Origin of the sequence: Streptomyces cadmiisoli (assembly GCF_003261055.1) — a bacterium.
GTDB lineage: Bacteria > Actinomycetota > Actinomycetes > Streptomycetales > Streptomycetaceae > Streptomyces > Streptomyces cadmiisoli.
Map to the genome: position 1 here is coordinate 8,408,322 of NZ_CP030073.1, position 18,390 is coordinate 8,426,711.

Here is an 18,390-nt window from a genome sequence, read left to right on the forward strand (position 1 = left end):
GACCGGAAAGAATGGGGCTCACTGCCTTCTGGACCGCGCTCCGGGGCGCGGTCCACAGGCGCGGCCGGCCAATGTGACGGACCGGCCGGGTCCCGACCGGTCACCGCGCGGACAAGAGCGCGTCAGCTGCTGTCCTGCGTGACACCGTGGCGGCTCGCGAGGTGCTCGAAGAACTCCTCCAGCAGGGCGAACAGCCCCGTCACAGCCTGACGGTGCTCGTCTTCGGACCACGGCTCCACCGGCCTGCCCTCGGGAAAGACGACCTGAACGACCTGAGCGTGCCAGACGAGGTTCTGCCCGGCCTGGTGCGTCTGGGCGAGCCATTCCCGCAGTCCGTTCAGCAGGGCTCCGTCGCAGGCGTGATCGTAGCCGTGGAGGTAGGCCGTCACCGCGTCGTAGGTGACGCGGCCGACGTACATGCCCGTCCGCTTGGTGAAGCTCTCCCAGAACCTCTGGTGTGATTCGACTTGCCTGACCCTTTTCCGGGTCCAGGCAGCCGGCAACCGGGACAGGTCGGTTCCCACACCCCACGTCGAGAACGAGATCACCTCCGAGCCCACGCCGAGAGCCGCGAGGAGAACGGCCATGCGCTCGCCGTGATCGACGGGTCCGCCTCTTCTGACCCAGACGTACGTACCCGGCGGGTCAGACTCGTGATGGGTGACGACGAAGTCCGTGCCGTCGAGGGTGAAGAAGGCGGCACGCACCGTACCGTGTCCGTCCCAGGAGTCCTCGACCGTCAACCTCAGCCGCCGAGCGACCGAGTCCAGATCGACCGCGAGCAGCGCCAGCGATATCAGCGGCTCCGACGCGGCTTGGAACATGGAGCACTGCCGCGCCGGATTGCCCGTACCCACTTCGGTCGAGGACGTCGCAGGCGCCCAATCGGCATCGGGATCCGGAAGGGTGATCATCTCGGTCACGCCGCACAGTCAACCAGGCTGCTCAGCGAGTCGCACGATCTCAGCAGAACTGCGTCCGGCCGCCGTCGTCGGTCAGCCGCCTGCCGGGCACCGGGTCCGTGCCGGGCGCGCGGGCGGCGAGAAGGCGGGGGATACGCGGATCTGGTCCGGGCGCGGTGATCGGGAGCGGTCATGGGGCGAGATGTGCGGCGAGGAACTTCTGGACGGCGGGCAGCACGGCGATGTGGTCGTGGCCCGTGCCGGGGACGGTGTCGAGTCGCGCGTCGATTCCGTGCGCGATCCAGTTCTCCCGCAGGGCGTTGATGCGGTCGGTGCGGCTGCCGGGCGCCGGGGCGCTTTCGCGTGCGGCGTGGGGCGGAAGTTCGGCGGTGCCGGTGTCCAGCTCGCCGATGATCAGCTGTATCGGGAGGTCACGCAGAGCGGCCGGGTCCGTTGTGATGCCGAACTGCTCGTCGGTGTCCGCTGTCCCCTGCCACCAGGTGGTCGTCGGTTCCAGGAGGGTGACGTGGCTGGGCGCGCCGACGGACAGGGACGCCAGCCGGTCGGGATGGAGATAGGCGAACCGGTGGGCGAACTGGCCCCCGCCGGAGAAGCCGTGCAGGTGGAAGCGGTCGGTGCGTACGTGCCAGCGCGCGGCGGCCTCCTCGACCATGTCCAGCAGGACCTCGTCGGAGCGGAATCCGGCAGGGGACAGGAGTTTGTAGCTGTCGACGTCGTTGGGGCCGGTGATCCCGGCGGGGAAGAGGGGAGCGAGGACGACGCAGTCGTGCCGCTCGGCGAAGCCGGCGAAGGCGTCGCGGAGGGTTTCGACGCGGCGCCGGGTCCCGTGCACGGCGACCAGCAGGGGGCGGGGCGGGCCGTCGGGGCGGTGGTGCTTCGGAACGTAGAGGCAGTAGGAGAAGCGCGGGTCGCGGGTGAGGGCGAACAGCGCGGTGGGGCCGGTCAGGAAGGACACGCCGGGGTGGCCGGCGGGCAGGTCCCAGGGGGATATGGGGCGTTCGGCAGTCATGGGGAGTGGTCCGTCGCCCTGAGGAGGTCCGTCAGGATCCACCGGTGAGGCATCCGGCGACGTCAGTGCCGTGGAGCGGTCGGCCAGGCACACCACGAGGAACACGCCTGCCACGCCGACGAGCAGCCAGGCCAGTCCGTGCAGTGCGCCGCTGGTGGCGCCGTCGCGGAAGAAGGCGGCGATCGCCGCGGAGGCCAGCAGCGCGCCGAGATACATGAAGGTGCGCAACAGCCCGGCCGACGAGCCCATCCGGGCCGGATCCGCCTGCTCGTAGAGGGCGTTCTGGTTGGCCAGGCCGATGAGCCCCTGGGGAATGCCGGCGACCGCGCAGATCACGACGAGCAGCCAGAGCGGAGTGCGGTCGGTGAGCATGAACAGTGCCGAGCAGGTGAGGAGTTGCGCGGCTGCACCCACGAGGAGTTTTGCGCGTACCCGCCCGCGGCGCCCGGTGAGGACGGTGACCACGATGGCCGTCGCAGACATCGGCAGCACCAGCAGCCCGGACTGCGCGGGGTTCAGGCCCCGCCCGTCCTGTAACCACTGGGTGTAGCCGTAGATCAAGGCGTACGACGTGGTGTGGGCGAGGAGTTGCCGTACGAAGGTGGCCAGCAGCGGCGCGTTGCCGCCGAGGACACGCAGGTCGATGAACGGATCGCCCGCGCCCAGTTCACGGCGGACGAACACCGCTCCCGCCGCCAGGCCGAGCACCGGAAGGTACCAGTGCCGGGCGACGGGATCCATCAGGAAGAACATGAACGCGGTGAGGGATCCGGCGAACAACAGCATGCCTGCCGCGTCCGTGCGGATCGTCCCCTTCGAGGGGACCGTACGCGGCAGCCACAGCGCGCCCAGCACGAGACAGACGAGCGACAGCGGCACATTGATCGCGAAGATCGCCTGCCAGCCGCCGGCGCCGACTAGCAGTCCGCCCAGCGGCGGCCCGGCCACGACGATGGCCTGGTTGGAGATCGACAGGGCGGCGAGCACGCCACCCGGGCCCTTCAGGCCGGTGCGTTCGGACTCGGACCTCAGCAGGGACATGGACGCCGGAAAGGCAGCCGAGGTGCCGAAGCCGAGGAGCACTCGGGAGGCGACCAGTACCCACAGGTTCGGTGCGAGTGCGCCGAGCAGACCCGCGACGCCGACCGTGGTGGTACCCGCCAGGTAGAGGCGGCGCGGCCCGAACGCGTCGACGAGCCGGCCGACGACCGGCTGGCCGACGGCTGTGGCGAGGTAGAGCCCCGAGACGAGCCAGGCTGTCTGCGAGGGCGGAACGCCGAACGCGTGCCCGATCGGAATCAGCGCGACCGCGAGCATCGAGGAGTTGACCGGGTTGAGCGCCGAGCCGACGAGCAGTGGTGCGACCAGGCGTCGGTCGATGCCGTTCGGACGCGCCGCGCGCGGCCGGCGCAGGCAGCCGGCGCGGCCGGTCACGCCTGTGCCACCTTGTCGAGCAGGGCCATGGCTGTGATGACGGCCCGAACCTCCTCCTCGGTGCCGTTTTCCTGCAAGGCGCGGGCGAGCCACGCCTGACGGGCCAGGCGGTCGCCCTGGCGCCGCTCTCGGCCCCGCTCCGTCAGCGAGACGAGCTGCCGGCGCCCGTCGTGAGGGTCCTGGCTGCGCGTGACGTGTCCCGCCTCTTCCAGGGCGAGGACGGTCTTGGCCATGGACTGCGGCCGTACGCCCTCGGCGGCGGCGAGATCACTGGCGGAGGCGGCCCCGTTCTTGGCGAGACGCCGCAGCACGGAGGCCTGCGACGGTGAGAGTTCCCGCTCTGCGCCGGAGGACGGGTCGGGTCCTTCGATGCCTTCCAGGGCCTGCAGTCTGCGGCGGAGGCGACCTGCCACCACCCAGATGTCGCCGGCCGCCTGCAAGGCGGCGTCCGTCAGGGGCTGTTGGGCCTCGGTCATGGGCCATACCCTAATTCAACAGCCCAGACTGTTCAACCTGGGCTGTCGAATTGGGGTTACTGTGCCGGCCGACCCGGACGGAGCGCGGTGTCCGGTGAGGGCAGTCTGCTGCAGGGTGATGCGGCCGATGGGGGTTGGCGGGGTGATATCGCGGGTTGGGCTGGTCGGTTACGACGTGATGCGGCCGGTGGCGAAGTACGCCCGGCACACGGTGCCGTCGAAGTCGGTGGCGATCTGGAGCACCCGGCTGCCGTCGGCCGAGGGCAGGAGCGGGGAGCTGTAGTTCTGGCAGTAGTTCACTTCGGGGTTCGGGACGGTCACCGGCGCGGCGGTCTCACTCCATGGCCCGCTGCCGTTCCGCGTGTTGGTGAGGACGGTCCGGCCGCTGCCCGCGGCGGGGGTGCCGTCGCGGTTCAGCAGGCGCTGTCCGATCAGCAGGATCCGTCCGTCGGGTCCGCCGCCGGGCGTGGGAGCCCAGGCGATGGTCGGGGCGGCACGGAAGTACCTGCCGTCGGCGGTCTCGGGCCGGATCCCGAGCGAGGCCGGGTCGCCCCAGTTCCAGCCGTCGGCGGAGGTCCGGTAGTGCACCACGCACTGGTACTGGCCGCCGGGATTGCAGATCTCGTAGCTCATGAAGTAGGTGCCGTTCGGCAGCTTCCGCACCACCGGCATGCCCGGCCGGTCGGGTGCCCAACTGCTCGCCACGGTGTTGTGGTGGCCCTCCCAGCGCACGCCGTCGTAGGTGCGCGCGGCGACGAGCTTCTGGCTGTGGGCGGAGTCGGTCTCGTCGGCGTAGTGGCAGACCAGCGCGCCGTCGGCGGCCACCGAGAACTCCGGTTCCCACAGGCCGCCCGTGCCGGTGGCCACGGCGCACGAAGACAGGTAGGTCCATGTGCGGCCCACGTCGTTGCTGCGCCAGATCCGCAGGGCCATACGTCGGTTCTGCTCGTCCTGGCCCGCGGAGGAGGCCCAGAGCAGTGTGCCCGCGCGCAGGGCGCCCACCTGCCGGGGCAGCTCGAACAGCGTGGCGCAGCACAGGCCTTGCCCTGACGCGGACTCGGGATCGGAGACTCGGCCGACCTCGCGGAACGTGGCTCCGGAGTCGGTGCTCTCGTGGATGGCGCCGATGCCGTTGTTGCCGTCGAAGGTGACGGCGCCGGCGAGGACGCGCCCGTTGGCGGCACCGTTGTGGGCGAGTCGGACGGCGCGCGGATACAGGCCGGTTCCCTCCCGCAGCGGGGTACCTGTCGCTGTGGGGGAGTGCGCAGTTGTTGTTGGACGGCCGGTGGCGGTAGCGGGTCGGGATGCGATGGCGGGGGCGGCGAGGGCCAGGCTCAGTAAGCCGGTCAGGCTGAGCAGCAGGGCGCGTGCTGGGTGCCGAACGGGTCGGCGGCGCAGGATCGACACGGCCTTCCTTCCTGTGGGGGCGGGGAATTGCGCGTCAGGCTAGAGCGGTATGTACATCGATGTAAACAGCCGGGACGCAAGCCGTTCGTTCCCGTTCGACCGACCGCATGCCGGGGTGCGTCGGCGGTCGCGGACGCCCACCGGTCACCAGTCAGGGGCTGTGACCCGGGCATTCGCTCAGGGAGAGGCCCGTTTAGAGGAGGGCGCCTGATGCCGGGTCGGACTCGACCTTCGGGTGGTGCAGCCGCCCGGGAAGCCGTGCGGCGAGGAAGTCGATCAGTCGGCTGACGCGTCGCGGGACGTGTACGTCGTCCTCGACCAGCGCGTAGATGTCGGCGGACGGCGTCGGGATGTGCGGCAGCACATGGACGAGTTCCCCGCGGTCGAGATGCGGGCGGATGTGCCACTCCGACCGCATGATCACTCCCCGTCCCTCCAGGGCCCAGCCCGTCACCACGTCACCGTCGTTGCTCGACAGGCCGCCGTGGACCCGCAGATGACGAGGGCTTGCGGCATCACCGAAGCGCCAGAGCGCGAAATCGCTCTCGTTCTCGCGCAGCACGATGCAGTTGTGGCCGGCCAGGTCCTCGATGCTTGCGGGGGCGCCGTGCCGGGCGAGATACGAGGGTGCCGCGCACGGCAGACGTCGGTTCTCGGCCAGGCGGCGCATCCTCAGGGAGGAGTCGGGCGGTGTGCCCACGTGTACGGCCACGTCGAACTCCCGCCGGTGGGGCCGCAGCGGGAGGTCGGAGGTCTGCAGCCTCACGTGCAGTTCGGGGTGGGCCTCCGCGAACTCGCCGAGCAGGGGGGCGATGTGTGCGCGTCCGAGGCCGAGGGTGGCCTCGACGACCAGGGATCCGCGCAGGCGGTCCGAGCGGTCGGTGACCGAGTCCTCCAGCTCGCGCACCTGGTCGAGGATCGCCTCGACGCGCGCCGCGTAGAGCTTGCCTTCCGAGGTCAGGACGAGCCGGCGGGCGCCTCGCTGCACGAGCCGGACGTCCAGCCGGCGTTCGAGCGCGCTGAGCCGCTTGCTGACGACGGGCAGAGAGCATCCGAGTTCCCGCGACGCGGCGGTGAGGGTCTCGCTGGAGGCGACCACCCGGAAGAACTCCAGGTCGTCCAGGGACGAGCGGTTCCTGCCGCCCCGCTGCCCGGGAGGGCGGATGCTTTCCATGAGCGAAAGGCTACCTTGCCCGCCGTGGTCTTGTAACAGGCATAGCCGCTGGCCAGGGTGGAGCCCAGGTCGAACGTCGGCCGATGCCCCCGTCCGAGGGGCATCCCGCTTCACCCGCCGACGCAACAAGGTCACGAGTGCTGAGGAGTGGTTTCGTGCCGCAGAGTTATCGGATCGCGGCGGTCCCGGGCGACGGGATCGGCCGCGAGGTCGTCCCCGAGGGGCTGAGGTGCCTGCGAGCCGCCGCGGAGGTGCACGGGTTCGCGCTGGATGTCACCGAGTTCGACTTCGCCAGCGCCGACTACTGGTCGCGGCACGGTGCGATGCTCCCCGACGACTGGCGGACCCGGCTCGGCACGTTCGACGCGATCTTCTTCGGCGCGGTCGGCTGGCCCGAGGTGGTGCCGGACCACGTCTCGTTGTGGGGCAGCCTCCTGCAACTGCGCCGGGGCTTCGACCAGTACGTCAATCTCCGTCCGGTGCGGCTGCTGCGCGGCGTACGCAGTCCTCTGCGCGATCACCGTCCCGGCGACATCGACTTCTACGTCGTACGGGAGAACACCGAGGGCGAGTACTCCAGCATCGGCGGCCGGATCTTCGAGGGAACCGACCGCGAGACGGTCATGCAGGAGACGGTCATGACCCGGATCGGAGTCGACCGTGTGCTGCGCTACGCCTTCGAACTCGCCGCGAGCCGACCGCGCAAGCACCTGACCTGGGCGACGAAGAGCAACGGCATCTCGATCTCCATGCCCTACTGGGACGAGCGTGCGGTCGAGATGGCGGCGCGGTATCCCGAAGTGACCGCGGACAAGGACCACATCGACATCCTGGCCGCGAAGTTCGTCCTGCGGCCCGGCCACTACGACGTCGTCGTCGCCAGCAACCTCTTCGGCGACATCCTCTCCGACCTGGGGCCCGCCTGCACCGGCACGATCGGTATCGCGCCCAGCGCCAACATCAATCCCGACCGCACCTACCCGAGCCTGTTCGAGCCGGTGCACGGCTCGGCCCCCGACATCGCGGGCCTCGGCATCGCCAACCCGGTCGGGCAGATCTGGAGCGGGGCCATGATGCTCGACCACCTCGGTGAGCACGAGGCGGCCGAACACGTCGTGGCCGCGATCGAGAGCGTGCTCGACGAGCAGCCGGAAGTGGTCACCCCGGACCTCGGCGGCAGGGGCACCACGGTGGGGCTCGGCAAGGCGATCGCGGCCCGGATCGCGGCGGGCCCGGCACCCGTGGACGTCGGTGCCTCGGCCGAGGAGGCGACCACGGCGTCATGACCGTTCCGCTTCCGGGTCTCGCCGACCTTGAGGCCGGCCTGCCCGAAGGAGTCCCGGACACGGTCCGAACCAGGCCGCCGATGCCCTGACCTCGTCGTCGGCACCGACAGCGACGGGGCCCGCGTCCCGCGGACGCCCGAGCCGAGCCCGAGGCGGCTGCCACACGGTGTGACCGCCATCACCGCCTCCGCAACCAGCAGCACTTCATCCGACAGCCGCCGGACCGGCGGCAGCGCGAAGGGACGACCCCTATGACGACGACGTCGGCAGGGCAGCGCTCACGCACCCGGCGCATCACGTTCCTGGTCGCTCTCGCGGTCTTCGCGCAGGAGTCGACCTGGAACTTCTACGAGTCGCAAGTCCCGCCGCTGCTGCGGGAGCACATCGCCAGCGCGGCCCTGGTGGGCCTCCTGATGGGCATGGACAACCTGCTGGGGATCTTCATCCAGCCCTGGATCGGCAACCGCTCCGACCGCACCCGGACGTCGTGGGGCCGGCGCATTCCCTACCTCGTGGCGGGGATGCCCGTGGCCGCCGCACTGTTCGTCGCCATCCCGCACACCGCGGCGTCCCTGCCGTCCCTGATCGCGGTGATGTTCGCCTACGCCCTCGTCGCCAACACCTTCAAACCGATCGCCGAAGCGCTCGTACCGGACTTCATCGCGCCCGAGCGACGCAGCCGGGCCAACGCCGCGGTCAAGATCGCCTCCAGTCTCACCACGATCGTGGCCGCGCTGATCAGCATCTTCCTCGTCGACGACCATCCGCACATCGCCTTCGCGATCCCCGCGGCCATCATGCTGCTGTCGATGGGCGTGCTCGCGGCCACCGTGCGCGACAGCCGCTCTCCCGCCTACCAGGCCGTGCTGGCGGAGAGTCAGCAGGAGACGGCTCGCCCGGCGAAGTCACGCGTGCGCGACATCCTGGCCCAGATCGTCAAGGACGCCGACCGCAGCCGGCTGCTGCTCCTCGTCGCCATTCTGCTCTTCGGTTGTGCCTGGGCCGCGTCCCGGTCGCTGGTGACGCCGTACGGCATGGAGGCCCTCGACATGTCCCGCGGCGACGCCGGCGGCCTGACGCTGCCGAGCGGCGTCGCCTTCCTCCTGGCCGCCTACCCGGCGGCCATGCTCGCCGAGCGGTACGGACGCCTTCGCGCCATGGCGGTGGGCATGTCGGTCTTCGCCGCCGCCCTGATCCTGGGCACGCTCGTCCAGACGCCCACCGGTACCGTCGTGGCGCTGTGCGTCGCGGCGGCCGGAGCGAGCAGCTTCCTCGTCAACGCCGTCGTCGTCCTGTGGAACCTCGCCCCGTCGGCCCACGTTTTCGGGACGTACGCCGGCCTGTACACCGTCAGTTGGGCGGGCGGCGGCTTCCTGGGCCCGGCCCTGGTCGGCGCGATGGTCGACGTCAACGGCTGGCCCCTGATGCTCGTCGACATCGCCGTCATCGCCTCGCTCGCCCTTGTCGTCATCGCCAGGATCCACAGGCTCCAGCGGCGAGCGGCCACGGCCGTCACGAAGCAGCCGACCACACCGCTGTGAGCCCGCCACCCGGCCCGCCCAGCACAGCAGCCAGAAATGAGGACCGTGTGCCCCGCATCCTGATCACGACGGACCACCTGCGACCCGGTGACGAGACCGACCGCCACCTTCGCGCCCACGGCCACACGACGGTCCACTCCCCGCTGATCGGCCGCCGAGACCCCGAAGACCTCGTCAAGGCCCTCGACGGCATCGACGCGGCACTCGTCGGACACGAGCCCCTGACCGCCGACGTGCTGTCCCGGGCGTCCCGGCTGCGCGCCGTCGTCCGCACCGGCGTGGGCTACGACACGATCGACGTCGTCGCCGCGGGCCGGCTGGGCATCTCGGTGAGCAACCTGCCGGGGGTCAACGCCAACGCGGTGGCCGAGTACACGATCGGTCTGCTGCTGGCGGCGGCGCGCGGACTGGTGCAGAGCGCGACGGGAGTGGCGGCCGGCGGCTGGCCCAGGGACGACGGCCGCGAACTGCGCGGGTCGACGCTCGGCCTGCTCGGGTACGGAGCGGCAGCGCGGGCCGTCGTTCCCCTGGCGCAGTCGTTCGGGATGCGTCTGCTGTGCACCACCGGAGTGCCCGAGGACGAGCGAACCGATGCGTCGGTGAGCTTCGTCGACCTTCCGGAACTGCTCGCGGCCGCCGACTATGTCTCCGTGCACACCGCCCTGACGGAGCGCTCACGCGGTCTCCTCGGCGCCGCGGCCTTCCGCCGGATGAAGCCGACGGCGGTCCTGGTCAACACCGCGCGAGGAGCGGTGGTTGACGAGCGCGCCCTCGCCGATGCCGTGCGCACGGGGCAGATCGCCGGGGCGGCCCTCGACGTGGTGAGCGAGGAGCCGCTCGCCGCGGACAGCCCGCTGCGCGGCGTCGAGGGCATCGTCGTCTACTCCCATCTCGCCGGACAGACCACCGAAGCCCGCGCGGCCGCCGGTCTCCAGGGGGCGGCCGAGGTGGTGGCTGCCCTCGCCGGGCGCCCCCGGTTCGCCGTCAACGCTCACCTGCTGCCCCGCCCGCCCGGCTCCGGCGGGACGGGGTGAACACCCGACCCACCCACATCCACGCACCGACTGTGAGACGGAAGAGGAACATGGACAACGAACCGGTCGACTTCGTCACGGTCCTCGCGCCGAACGGCATGCTCGGCGCGGGCTTCCCCGAGGCCACCATCGAGCGGGGTCTGCGACTCGGCGCCGATGTGATCTCCGTCGACGGGGGGAGCACCGACTCCGGCCCCTACTACCTCGGCGCGTCGCAGCCCAAGACCACGCGCGCGGCGGTCGCCCGCGACCTTCGCATCCTGCTGAAAGCGGCAGCGGGGGCCGGAATTCCGCTGATCGTGGGCTCGTGCGGGACCAGTGGCACCGACGACGGGGTCGACTGGGTCGCGGACATCGTCGCCGACGTCCAAGCCGACGAAGGGCTGGAGCTGCGCGTGGCGCGGATCTACAGCGAACAGGACGCCGGTGAACTGAAGAAGCGCCTGGACGCCGGCCGGATCCACGCCCTGCCTCCTACAGGGGAGCTACGGCCGGAAACGCTGGACAACTGCACACACATCGTCGGCGTGATGGGACACGAGCCGATCGTCGCCGCGCTCGAAGCGGGCGCAGACGTCGTACTGGCAGGCCGCGCCACCGACACGGCCATCGCCGCCGCCTACCCGCTCATGCGGGGAATGCCCGCGGGGCCGACATGGCACGCAGCCAAAATCATCGAGTGCGGCGGGCAATGCACCACCAACCCGCGCGCCGGCGGGGTACTCGCCACCATCGACGCGAACGGCTTCTCCATCGAACCGCTCGACCCGACGGTGGCCTGCACACCGGTCTCGGTCGCGGCCCACATGCTCTACGAGACCGCGAACCCCTTCGAGATGCGCGAACCCGACGGCACACTGGACGTCCGCGAGGCCGCCTACACCGCTCGCGACGACCGCACGGTGCGAGTGGAGGGTTCGCAGTTCCACGTCGCCGAACAGCACACCATCAAGCTGGAAGGCGCCCGGATCGCCGGCTACGAGACCATGTCGTTCACCGCGATCCGGGACCCGCACATCCTCGCCGACATCGAAGCCTGGGCCGATCTCCTGAGCACCGTGATCAAGCAGAGGGTGGAGCAGACGATCGGCCTTAGCCAGGACAAGTACGCCTTCGACGTGCGCCTCTACGGCTACAACGCCGTGCTGGGAGACCTCGAACCGGCTCAGGGTGCACCGCGGGAGGTGGGGGTCATGCTGCTGGTCAACGCGCCGGACCAGGCCACCGCCACCGCCGTCGCCAAGATCGCCAACCCGTTGATGCTGCACCTGCCGACGGCCGACATGGACTACTTGCCGAGCCTCGCGTTCGCCACCTCACCCGCCGAGATCGAGCGCGGACCCGCCTACGAGTTCGTGCTCAACCACGTCGTCGACAGCGTCACCCCCACCGACATGTTCCGCATCGAATTCGAGGAGGCTGCGCACCATGACTGAGACCGGCCCGACCACGCTCGCGGACCTGGCACTCGAGATCCGGTCCAAGAACGCCGGCCCGTTCTGGGTCACCATGGAGTTGTTCCTGCGCGACGAGGACGGATACCGCGTCGCCGCGGACGAATCGTTCCTCAACGAGCACACGGTCGCCGGGCTCTACGGAATCGACGCGGCGCAGATCCAGATGTTCCGTATCCCGTCGCTGCACGTCGTGAAGATCTCCTTCCCCCGCCCCGTCAGCCAGGCCTCGCTCCGCGACCGTGACATCCACTCGGGCCAGCACCACGTCCCACTGGCGCTCCTGCCCGTACCCGGTACGGGCAACGTCGTCCGGGAGTGAGCAGGACCGGCCCGCGTTCGCCTGGAGGGCGTTGCCGTTGCTGCGTGCGGGCCGACCTGAGGGCGGGTCGCCCACGTCCGCAGGGGCCACCCTCGGTGCCGACAAGGCGCCCGTGGACCCGTGAGGTTCGGGCGACCGGCGGGACCGGAGAGGCGCCCTACGTCCCCGCCGGTCGGTGGGCGTGATGCCGTACGTCGAGCTGGTGGCAGACGACGAGCAGGGCCAGGGTGATGCCCGCACCGGCCATGCCGGTCGAGGACCCGACCGCCACGGAGCCCACGAGGACTGCCGCCTCGAGGGCCAGAGCCATACGGAGGGTTCCCCGCGCCGGCACTTCCCGCAGACAGGCCCGGAGAAGCACCCAGGAGATCCGGACGGTCGAGGCGGTCACGACGATGCCGATGGCCACCACCGCCGCGATCTTGGCTCGTATTGACGTGCCAGGTTCGTCCAGAGGGGCGAATGCCTCGATGGACAAGGGATAGAACAGGAAGGCGAAGACCGCGATGAGGACGCCCTGCGCGGCGAGCAGCAGCAGCGTCGTGATGAAGACGGCGCGGTAGGTGTTGGGCACTTCGGCCCCTTTCGGATCTGGTGGGGGTGCGGGACGGGGAGCCGTCCCGCACCCCTAGCTGGTCACTCAGCCGATCGTGACCGGCGGTCTAAGGGTCAGTACCACAGGTAGGTGAGTGTTCTGTCGCTGACGCTCATCAGGCACCAGCCCGGGAGGACGGACTGCGCCTCGCTCTTCATCCGCTCGCTTCCGCGCGCAGATTGTTGTGCCGTGCCATCCCCGAATTCAGGGCGACGGAGATCTATCAGAGGCGGTGATCATCACACCAGAAGTCCAAGTCTCAACAAGAGTTACCGATCACGCCAATCCGGACGTCCGAGGATCGGGCGTGATCCAATCGAGATGTTCGTCGAGCAGTCCTCGACAGGCCCTCAAGACAGGGCTGTCGGGATGGGCGTCCCCCGGGTGTCTCATGCAGGTGTAGCGGTGGTCAGCCGGCGGTGCGTGCCGGAGCGCCGCCACGGACCAGGGACCGAGGCCGGGGCGCGAGCAGTCCGGGCAACAATGGCAGGGCGTCGACCGCACTGCGGGCCAGTGCCACGGGCAGTCGGGAGACATCGTCCGGCAGCGTCATGCTGTCGCGGGGGACGGCGAGAACGCCCATGCCGGCGGTAGCGGCCGAGCGGATGCCGCTCGGCGAGTCTTCGACGGCCAGGCAGCAGCAGGGTGGGACCCCGACTTCGGCGGCCGCGCGCAGATACGGGTCCGGCGCCGGTTTGACCTGTGCGACGTCCTCGCCGCACACCACAGCCCGCAACAAGCCTGCCAGGCCCAGATCTTCGAGGACCGCCTTCACGAAGCGGCGAGGACTTGCCGTAGCCACACCGACAGGCCCGTGCCGTTCGGCTTCATGGACCAACTCGACCGCTCCGGGCAGCGCACGCACGTGCCCCTGGGCGCATTCGTCGAGCATCGCGGCGGTGCAGGAGGTCACCACGTCGGTGCTGGTCACCGCATTGCCGCACAGCCCGGCGACGTACGTGGCCCAACTGCCGTTGCCGTGCAGCGCCGCGGTGTCCTCGGCGCTCCATCGGTGACCGTGGCGGGCGGCGAAGTCGGCGCACACCTGTGCCCAGCCGCCCTGGGTGTCGACGAGGGTGTCGTCGAGGTCGAAGATCGTTGCTCGGAACACGCGGTCACACCGTCGCAGGGTCGGAGGGCCGCAGCCGGTGCGACAACTGCTCGATCGATACGAGCGTCAGGCCGTGTTCTTCGGCGAAGGCCCGCAATCGGTCGGAACGGGCGACGGAGCCGTCGTCCTCACAGATCTCGCTGATCACGCCGACCGGCGAGAGGCCGGCGAGGCGCAGGAGATCGACGGTGGCCTCGGTGTGTCCGCGCCGTTCGGCGATCCCTCCGGGGCGGGCACGCAGGGGAAACACGTGCCCGGGGCGGACCAGCTGATCCGGCCGGGTGCCGGGATCGGCCAGCGCCCGCGCGGTCACCGCGCGGTCGGCCGCGGAGATCCCCGAGCCGACGCCGACCGCGTCCACCGACACGGTGTAGGCCGTCGTCTCGGCCACGTCCATGCCGGGAACGGGCGGGACCATCAGAGGCAGCTCCAGCCGGTCCGCGACCTCCGGATCCATGGGCGCGCAGATCAGCCCGCTGGTCCAGCGGACGAAGAAGCCGAGGGCCTCGGCCGTCGCGAACTCCGCCGCCATCACCAGGTCGCCCTCGTTCTCCCGGTCCTCGTCATCGACCACGATGACCGGCCGCCCGGCCCGCAGATCATCGACGGCGAGCGCGAGCAGATCCATCGACCGCCGCACCGATACAGACGTCACGGTGCCCTACCCTTCCCTCAAAACGCCCTTTTTGTGACGGCATCGGTTGTCGAACAGAAAAGCTTGAGAAACCTGTACGCCAATCGATGAGGGTGCGAGAGGAGGGGCGGGGAAACCGTGCCGATTCGCCGGATGGCCGTGCCATGTCGGCCAGTCGAACACGCATTCCTGGCATGCGACCGAACAAGGCGGAGCGGCCTTTGGGGAGGTGCTCGGGACGGATGGTGCCGACACGGTTCGGACCGTGCGGGCACCCCTTCGTATGTCGGAGGAGATTCCGTCCACGCCGGAAAGGCTCCCGGACCGAGACGGGTGTCAGCTCGTCGACGCCTACGCACACCACGCCGACCGCCGCGAACCGGCACTGTTCACGGAGGACGCCCACGTCGCCATGTACGAGGGCGATCCCGCCACGACTGCGCCGAGCGCGGAATTCAACGGGTGGGACATCCTCGCGGAGGCATTCGCGGGGCTCGGGCAGTACATGGCGACAACGCACTTCAACGGGCAGAGTCGCCTGACGCTGGACGGCGACCGTGCCGCCGGCGAGACGTACTGCCTAGCGCATCATCTGACGGTGCACGACGAGGGACGCACCCTCATGGTGATGGCGTTGCGCTACGTCGATGTGTTCGTCCGAGGGGGGGAGGGCACCTGGAGGTTCGAGGACCGGGCACTGATCATCGACTGGGTCGACACCCGAGCTTCGCAGTCTTAGACGGACGATCCGACCGGAGTCTCGCAGCGCTCGGAGGCTCCGGTTCCTTCCGGAACCGCGCGGGCGCCGGCGTGCCCGGCGGTGCCGGAAAACAGGTGATGCACTCGGGGCCGCCGACGAGCACCTCGTCGGCGGCCCGGTGCGTCTTTCGGTCTACGGTCAACGGGAACGGCGAGGGCAGACCGGCCGGGATCGCGCGGCCGTCCGCAGTCGCGGTCTCGTGCCGTGGTGTCACCCCTCGATGCGGTGCCTGCCGGGACCGCTGTCTCACGCATCGTCGACGTGGCGGAGCGCCGCGTCGGCGGGGATCCAGGGGAATCTGATCCCGGGAAACCGTGCAGGCCAAGGACCGAACGGGTCGAACGCGAGGACCACCTCGATGAACGGCCGAGGCGGGAGGTAGCCGTGATCGGTGACGTAGTGGCCTATGAGATACGGAGCTGCAAAGACGGTGCCGGGGCCGCCGGGGACGCGGATCTCACCTGTTCCCGCGCTCGCGCACACGTGTCCCGGCCGGGGGATGTTCCAGGGCAGTGAGTCCGGCAGCTGTATGGCGCACAGGTCGCACTCGTGGAGCCCCGGCATCGCGTTGACCTGCTGGGCGTCGATGACGGCCAGGAGCTTGTCGGTAAGGTGTGCGGAGCCTGGCCGCTCGTCCATCGGTGTTCGGCGTCCAGTCAGCCGATGTTGAGGCGTCCGTAGGCAGGCTGGAAGCTGACGAATCTCAGACCGTCGGTGCGGTCCGTGAATTCGTCGCCCTGGTTCGAGTAGACGTACGGGCTGAGGTCCGCGAAGAACATGTGCCCGTCATCTCCCTGCCACGGCGGGTCTGTTGTGCGTGAGTGAGACCCTGGAAATCTGCCCGCCGCAGACGGTCATCTTGCTGACTTTGTACGTCGGTGACCGGGACGTGTCCGATGCCTGGACGCGGTCCGGCCGGACCGGCCGTCAGCGGCTGTATCCGCGGATGCGGTAGCGCAGCCCGGATGTGGAGGACTGCCATCCTGTGTCGTCGGTGACCTTCCACGCCGGGTCCAGCGTCGGAGCGTATGTGTCTCCGGTCGTGTCCGAGTCGACTTCCGTCACCGATAGCGTCGTGGCGTACTCCAGGGCCGCCCGGTAGATCTCTCCGCCGCCGATCACCCATGCCGCGGCAGGGGCTGGTTGCTCCGACGGCTCGCCCGCGAGGTCCAGAGCCTCCGCGATCGACCCGGCACGTTCCGCGCCTTCGGCCGACCATTGCGGATTGCGCGTCACCACGATGTTGCGCCTGCCGGGCAGCGGTCGGAATCGCGCAGGCAGCGAATCCCACGTCCTGCGCCCCATCACCACCGGATGACCGACGGTGATCGCCTTGAAATGTGCCATGTCCTCGGGCAGCCGCCACGGGATCGAGTTGTCCACGCCGATCACGCCATCCAGGGTCTGTGCCCAGATGAGCCCGACGTTCATACCGCGACCGGAGCCTTGATGGCCGGGTGGTGCTGGTAGTCGACGACCTCGACATCGGAGTAGGCGTACTCGAAAAGCGAGTCCGCCCGACGCAGACGCAGACCGGGAAACTCGTAGGGCGTGCGCGAGAGCTGCTTGGTCACCTGCTCGACGTGGTTGTCGTAGATGTGGCAGTCGCCGCCGGTCCAGATGAAGTCACCCGGCTCGAGGTCGACCTGTTGCGCCACCATGTGCGTGAGCAGCGCGTAGCTGGCGATGTTGAACGGGACGCCGAGGAAAAGGTCCGCGCTGCGCTGGTAGAGCTGGCAGGAGAGCTTGCCGTCGGCCACGTAGAACTGGAAGAAGGCGTGACATGGCGCGAGGGCCATGTTCGGCAGCTCGGCGACGTTCCAGGCGGAGACGATCATCCGGCGCGAGTCCGGGTCCTTGCGCAGCGTGTCGAGGACCTCGCTGATCTGGTCGATGTGCCTGCCGTCCGGGGCGGGCCAGGAACGCCACTGCGCGCCGTACACCGGACCCAGCTCGCCGTGCTCGTCGGCCCACTCGTCCCAGATGGAGACGCCGTGCTCCTGCAGCCAGCCGACGTTCGAGTCGCCCCTCAGGAACCACAGCAGTTCGTACACGATTGACTTGAGATGCACCTTTTTGGTGGTGACCAGCGGGAACCCCTGCGAGAGGTCGTAGCGTAGTTGGTGCCCGAACACACTTCGGGTGCCGGTGCCCGTCCGGTCGGCTTTGGCCGTCCCGGAGGTGAGTACCAGCCGCAACAGGTCTTCGTACTGCGTATCCGCCACAACTCGAGAGTCTACTGGCCGCCGACCTGGCGTGATCGACTGGCATGCCTCCCCGCAGGTCGGGCACTGGTGTGCGACTCGGTTCGGGTGGCGAGCCGCGAGCCCGTGGTCGAGGACTGCAGTGCGACGGCGTCGACGCCCGGGTGGGCGCGCTGCTTCAGGAAACGGGCGCAGGCGTATGGGCCGGTGCCACGGCGCGGTGCCCGGCTCCTGTGATCCCTTGGGCGATACCCCTGGCGGAGGCTGATCCATCCCTATCAGACTCACCCCATGGACCCAGGACTCGCGGGACTTCTCGGCGGCCTGCTCGGCGCTGCGGTGGGCGCGCTCGGCGCCACGGCATCAGCGTGGATCACCGGAAGGAAGGCCGAGAGACAGGCTGAGATGCAGTCCGCCGCCCTGATGGGTCAGGCGCGTCTCCAGATCGAGGCCGACCGGGCGGCCGCGCTCAGGGAATCACGCAAAGCGGCCTACGTGGCCTATTCCGAGGGCTGGAACCTGGTGTATGCCACGCTCAGCGAGGCAGCGATCAAACTCGGAGGCATCGCACCGAGCGATCCGCCCGAAGAACGCGAGGAGCGCCGGCAGGCCGCCCGCCGCCTGTGGCATGAGGCACGTACTCTCCACCGGTCCCTCGACCGGTTGATGAGCGCCGTCTATGTGGAGGGGCCCCACCGCATGGCGCAGGCGGCCGGAGCGGCAAGTGGCGCGCTCAGCCCGTACTTCGGCGCTGTGATGGACTGGCTGCACGCGATCGACAAGGAAGCAGAGACCCCACAGCACTCCTCGACGGCGGGCGATACCGGTGGCGACGCGTACGGGGAGCATCTGAGGTTCCTCTACGCCTCGTCGGACGCCGTTGTGTCGGAGGGCCCGGGCATGGCGGATCGGTGACGTGCTTCCCGAGGTGAGAGCTGTGCGAGGCGGGGAGGTGGTCAGGCCGAGGGGGATCGCGCAGAACTCATCCGTGAACCCGCCACGGTTGCGGGACACGCCCGCTGGTCA

Annotated in this window: 18 protein-coding genes and 1 pseudogene; 7 read left to right on the plus strand and 12 right to left on the minus strand. The window is 69.7% G+C overall.

Annotation, left to right across the window (positions count from 1 at the left end):
* Positions 1 to 122: 122 nt before the first annotated feature.
* The 5 genes and pseudogenes from DN051_RS36970 to DN051_RS36990 form a co-directional block, all read right to left on the minus strand.
* Positions 123 to 824, minus strand: coding sequence for a hypothetical protein (locus tag DN051_RS36970; protein WP_112441104.1), 702 nt, complete (start codon positions 822 to 824; stop codon positions 123 to 125).
* Between the two features lie 1,162 nt (positions 825 to 1,986).
* Positions 1,987 to 3,288: pseudogene (locus DN051_RS47880) on the minus strand (MFS transporter); the annotation flags it as partial.
* A gap of 74 nt (positions 3,289 to 3,362) precedes the next feature.
* Positions 3,363 to 3,842 carry a MarR family winged helix-turn-helix transcriptional regulator gene (locus DN051_RS36980; protein WP_112441106.1) on the minus strand — a complete coding sequence of 160 codons (480 nt, stop codon included), beginning with the start codon at positions 3,840 to 3,842 and terminating at the stop codon, positions 3,363 to 3,365.
* 168 nt (positions 3,843 to 4,010) lie between these two features.
* On the minus strand, positions 4,011 to 5,249 hold the full coding sequence (locus DN051_RS36985; RefSeq protein ID WP_246040725.1) for a sialidase family protein: 1,239 nt from the start codon (positions 5,247 to 5,249) through the stop codon (positions 4,011 to 4,013).
* 193 nt (positions 5,250 to 5,442) lie between these two features.
* The gene (locus DN051_RS36990; protein WP_112441108.1) at positions 5,443 to 6,423 is read right to left on the minus strand and encodes a LysR family transcriptional regulator; all 981 of its coding nucleotides are present in this window, start codon (positions 6,421 to 6,423) and stop codon (positions 5,443 to 5,445) included.
* 155 nt (positions 6,424 to 6,578) lie between these two features.
* Between DN051_RS36990 and DN051_RS36995 the strand changes: the two genes are divergently transcribed.
* From DN051_RS36995 to DN051_RS37015, 5 genes are all read left to right on the plus strand, one after another.
* Positions 6,579 to 7,709: a tartrate dehydrogenase gene (locus DN051_RS36995; protein WP_112441110.1), complete on the plus strand. Its 1,131-nt coding sequence runs from the start codon at positions 6,579 to 6,581 to the stop codon at positions 7,707 to 7,709.
* Between the two features lie 251 nt (positions 7,710 to 7,960).
* Complete coding sequence (locus DN051_RS37000; protein WP_112441112.1) at positions 7,961 to 9,250, plus strand: MFS transporter; 1,290 nt, start codon at positions 7,961 to 7,963, stop codon at positions 9,248 to 9,250.
* A 47-nt stretch (positions 9,251 to 9,297) separates the two neighbouring features.
* The gene (locus tag DN051_RS37005; RefSeq protein ID WP_112441114.1) at positions 9,298 to 10,284 is read left to right on the plus strand and encodes a phosphoglycerate dehydrogenase; all 987 of its coding nucleotides are present in this window, start codon (positions 9,298 to 9,300) and stop codon (positions 10,282 to 10,284) included.
* A 50-nt stretch (positions 10,285 to 10,334) separates the two neighbouring features.
* A complete protein-coding gene (locus tag DN051_RS37010; RefSeq protein ID WP_112441116.1) occupies positions 10,335 to 11,720 on the plus strand; it encodes an acyclic terpene utilization AtuA family protein in 1,386 nt (461 codons plus the stop codon).
* Complete coding sequence (locus tag DN051_RS37015) at positions 11,713 to 12,060, plus strand: DUF4387 domain-containing protein (RefSeq protein WP_053755880.1); 348 nt, start codon at positions 11,713 to 11,715, stop codon at positions 12,058 to 12,060. The genes DN051_RS37010 and DN051_RS37015 overlap by 8 nt, the downstream gene beginning before the upstream one ends.
* Positions 12,061 to 12,217: 157 nt before the next feature.
* Here the strand turns inward: DN051_RS37015 and DN051_RS37020 are convergent, their stop codons facing one another.
* From DN051_RS37020 to ribB, 3 genes are all read right to left on the minus strand, one after another.
* Complete coding sequence (locus DN051_RS37020) at positions 12,218 to 12,634, minus strand: hypothetical protein (RefSeq protein ID WP_053755879.1); 417 nt, start codon at positions 12,632 to 12,634, stop codon at positions 12,218 to 12,220.
* A gap of 430 nt (positions 12,635 to 13,064) precedes the next feature.
* Positions 13,065 to 13,766, minus strand: coding sequence for an HAD family hydrolase (locus tag DN051_RS37025; protein WP_162625048.1), 702 nt, complete (start codon positions 13,764 to 13,766; stop codon positions 13,065 to 13,067).
* A gap of 4 nt (positions 13,767 to 13,770) precedes the next feature.
* A complete protein-coding gene (ribB, locus tag DN051_RS37030; RefSeq protein ID WP_246040726.1) occupies positions 13,771 to 14,421 on the minus strand; it encodes a 3,4-dihydroxy-2-butanone-4-phosphate synthase in 651 nt (216 codons plus the stop codon).
* Between the two features lie 262 nt (positions 14,422 to 14,683).
* On the opposite strand from ribB, the gene DN051_RS37035 reads away from it, so the two are divergent.
* A complete protein-coding gene (locus tag DN051_RS37035) occupies positions 14,684 to 15,139 on the plus strand; it encodes a nuclear transport factor 2 family protein (RefSeq protein ID WP_112442729.1) in 456 nt (151 codons plus the stop codon).
* 267 nt (positions 15,140 to 15,406) lie between these two features.
* Here DN051_RS37035 and DN051_RS37040 read toward each other — a convergent pair whose 3' ends face one another.
* The 4 genes from DN051_RS37040 to DN051_RS37050 form a co-directional block, all read right to left on the minus strand.
* Positions 15,407 to 15,799 (minus strand): DUF7919 family protein, encoded by a 393-nt coding sequence (locus DN051_RS37040; RefSeq protein ID WP_112441120.1) that lies wholly within the window; start codon positions 15,797 to 15,799, stop codon positions 15,407 to 15,409.
* Between the two features lie 17 nt (positions 15,800 to 15,816).
* Positions 15,817 to 15,939, minus strand: a complete 123-nt coding sequence (locus tag DN051_RS47335) for a hypothetical protein (RefSeq protein ID WP_281289044.1) — start codon at positions 15,937 to 15,939, stop codon at positions 15,817 to 15,819.
* A gap of 148 nt (positions 15,940 to 16,087) precedes the next feature.
* Positions 16,088 to 16,591, minus strand: a complete 504-nt coding sequence (locus DN051_RS37045) for a dihydrofolate reductase (protein WP_112441122.1) — start codon at positions 16,589 to 16,591, stop codon at positions 16,088 to 16,090.
* Positions 16,588 to 17,385: a thymidylate synthase gene (locus tag DN051_RS37050; RefSeq protein WP_112441124.1), complete on the minus strand. Its 798-nt coding sequence runs from the start codon at positions 17,383 to 17,385 to the stop codon at positions 16,588 to 16,590. Before DN051_RS37050 ends, DN051_RS37045 begins: the two co-directional genes overlap by 4 nt.
* 270 nt (positions 17,386 to 17,655) lie before the next feature.
* On the opposite strand from DN051_RS37050, the gene DN051_RS37055 reads away from it, so the two are divergent.
* Positions 17,656 to 18,279, plus strand: a complete 624-nt coding sequence (locus tag DN051_RS37055; RefSeq protein WP_112441126.1) for a hypothetical protein — start codon at positions 17,656 to 17,658, stop codon at positions 18,277 to 18,279.
* The last annotated feature ends 111 nt before the right edge of the window (positions 18,280 to 18,390 follow it).

What these genes read in the sequence shown, in the direction of transcription:
- DN051_RS36980 (WP_112441106.1), bottom strand. Translation starts at nt 3,842, where the DNA reads ATGACCGAGGCCCAACAGCCCCTGACGGACGCCGCCTTGCAGGCGGCC.
- DN051_RS36970 (WP_112441104.1), bottom strand. Translation starts at nt 824, where the DNA reads ATGTTCCAAGCCGCGTCGGAGCCGCTGATATCGCTGGCGCTGCTCGCG.
- DN051_RS36990 (WP_112441108.1), bottom strand. Translation starts at nt 6,423, where the DNA reads ATGGAAAGCATCCGCCCTCCCGGGCAGCGGGGCGGCAGGAACCGCTCG.
- DN051_RS37010 (WP_112441116.1), top strand. Translation starts at nt 10,335, where the DNA reads ATGGACAACGAACCGGTCGACTTCGTCACGGTCCTCGCGCCGAACGGC.
- DN051_RS37015 (WP_053755880.1), top strand. Translation starts at nt 11,713, where the DNA reads ATGACTGAGACCGGCCCGACCACGCTCGCGGACCTGGCACTCGAGATC.
- DN051_RS37035 (WP_112442729.1), top strand. Translation starts at nt 14,684, where the DNA reads ATGTCGGAGGAGATTCCGTCCACGCCGGAAAGGCTCCCGGACCGAGAC.
- DN051_RS37040 (WP_112441120.1), bottom strand. Translation starts at nt 15,799, where the DNA reads ATGGACGAGCGGCCAGGCTCCGCACACCTTACCGACAAGCTCCTGGCC.
- DN051_RS37000 (WP_112441112.1), top strand. Translation starts at nt 7,961, where the DNA reads ATGACGACGACGTCGGCAGGGCAGCGCTCACGCACCCGGCGCATCACG.
- DN051_RS47335 (WP_281289044.1), bottom strand. Translation starts at nt 15,939, where the DNA reads ATGTTCTTCGCGGACCTCAGCCCGTACGTCTACTCGAACCAGGGCGAC.
- DN051_RS37055 (WP_112441126.1), top strand. Translation starts at nt 17,656, where the DNA reads ATGGACCCAGGACTCGCGGGACTTCTCGGCGGCCTGCTCGGCGCTGCG.
- DN051_RS37045 (WP_112441122.1), bottom strand. Translation starts at nt 16,591, where the DNA reads ATGAACGTCGGGCTCATCTGGGCACAGACCCTGGATGGCGTGATCGGC.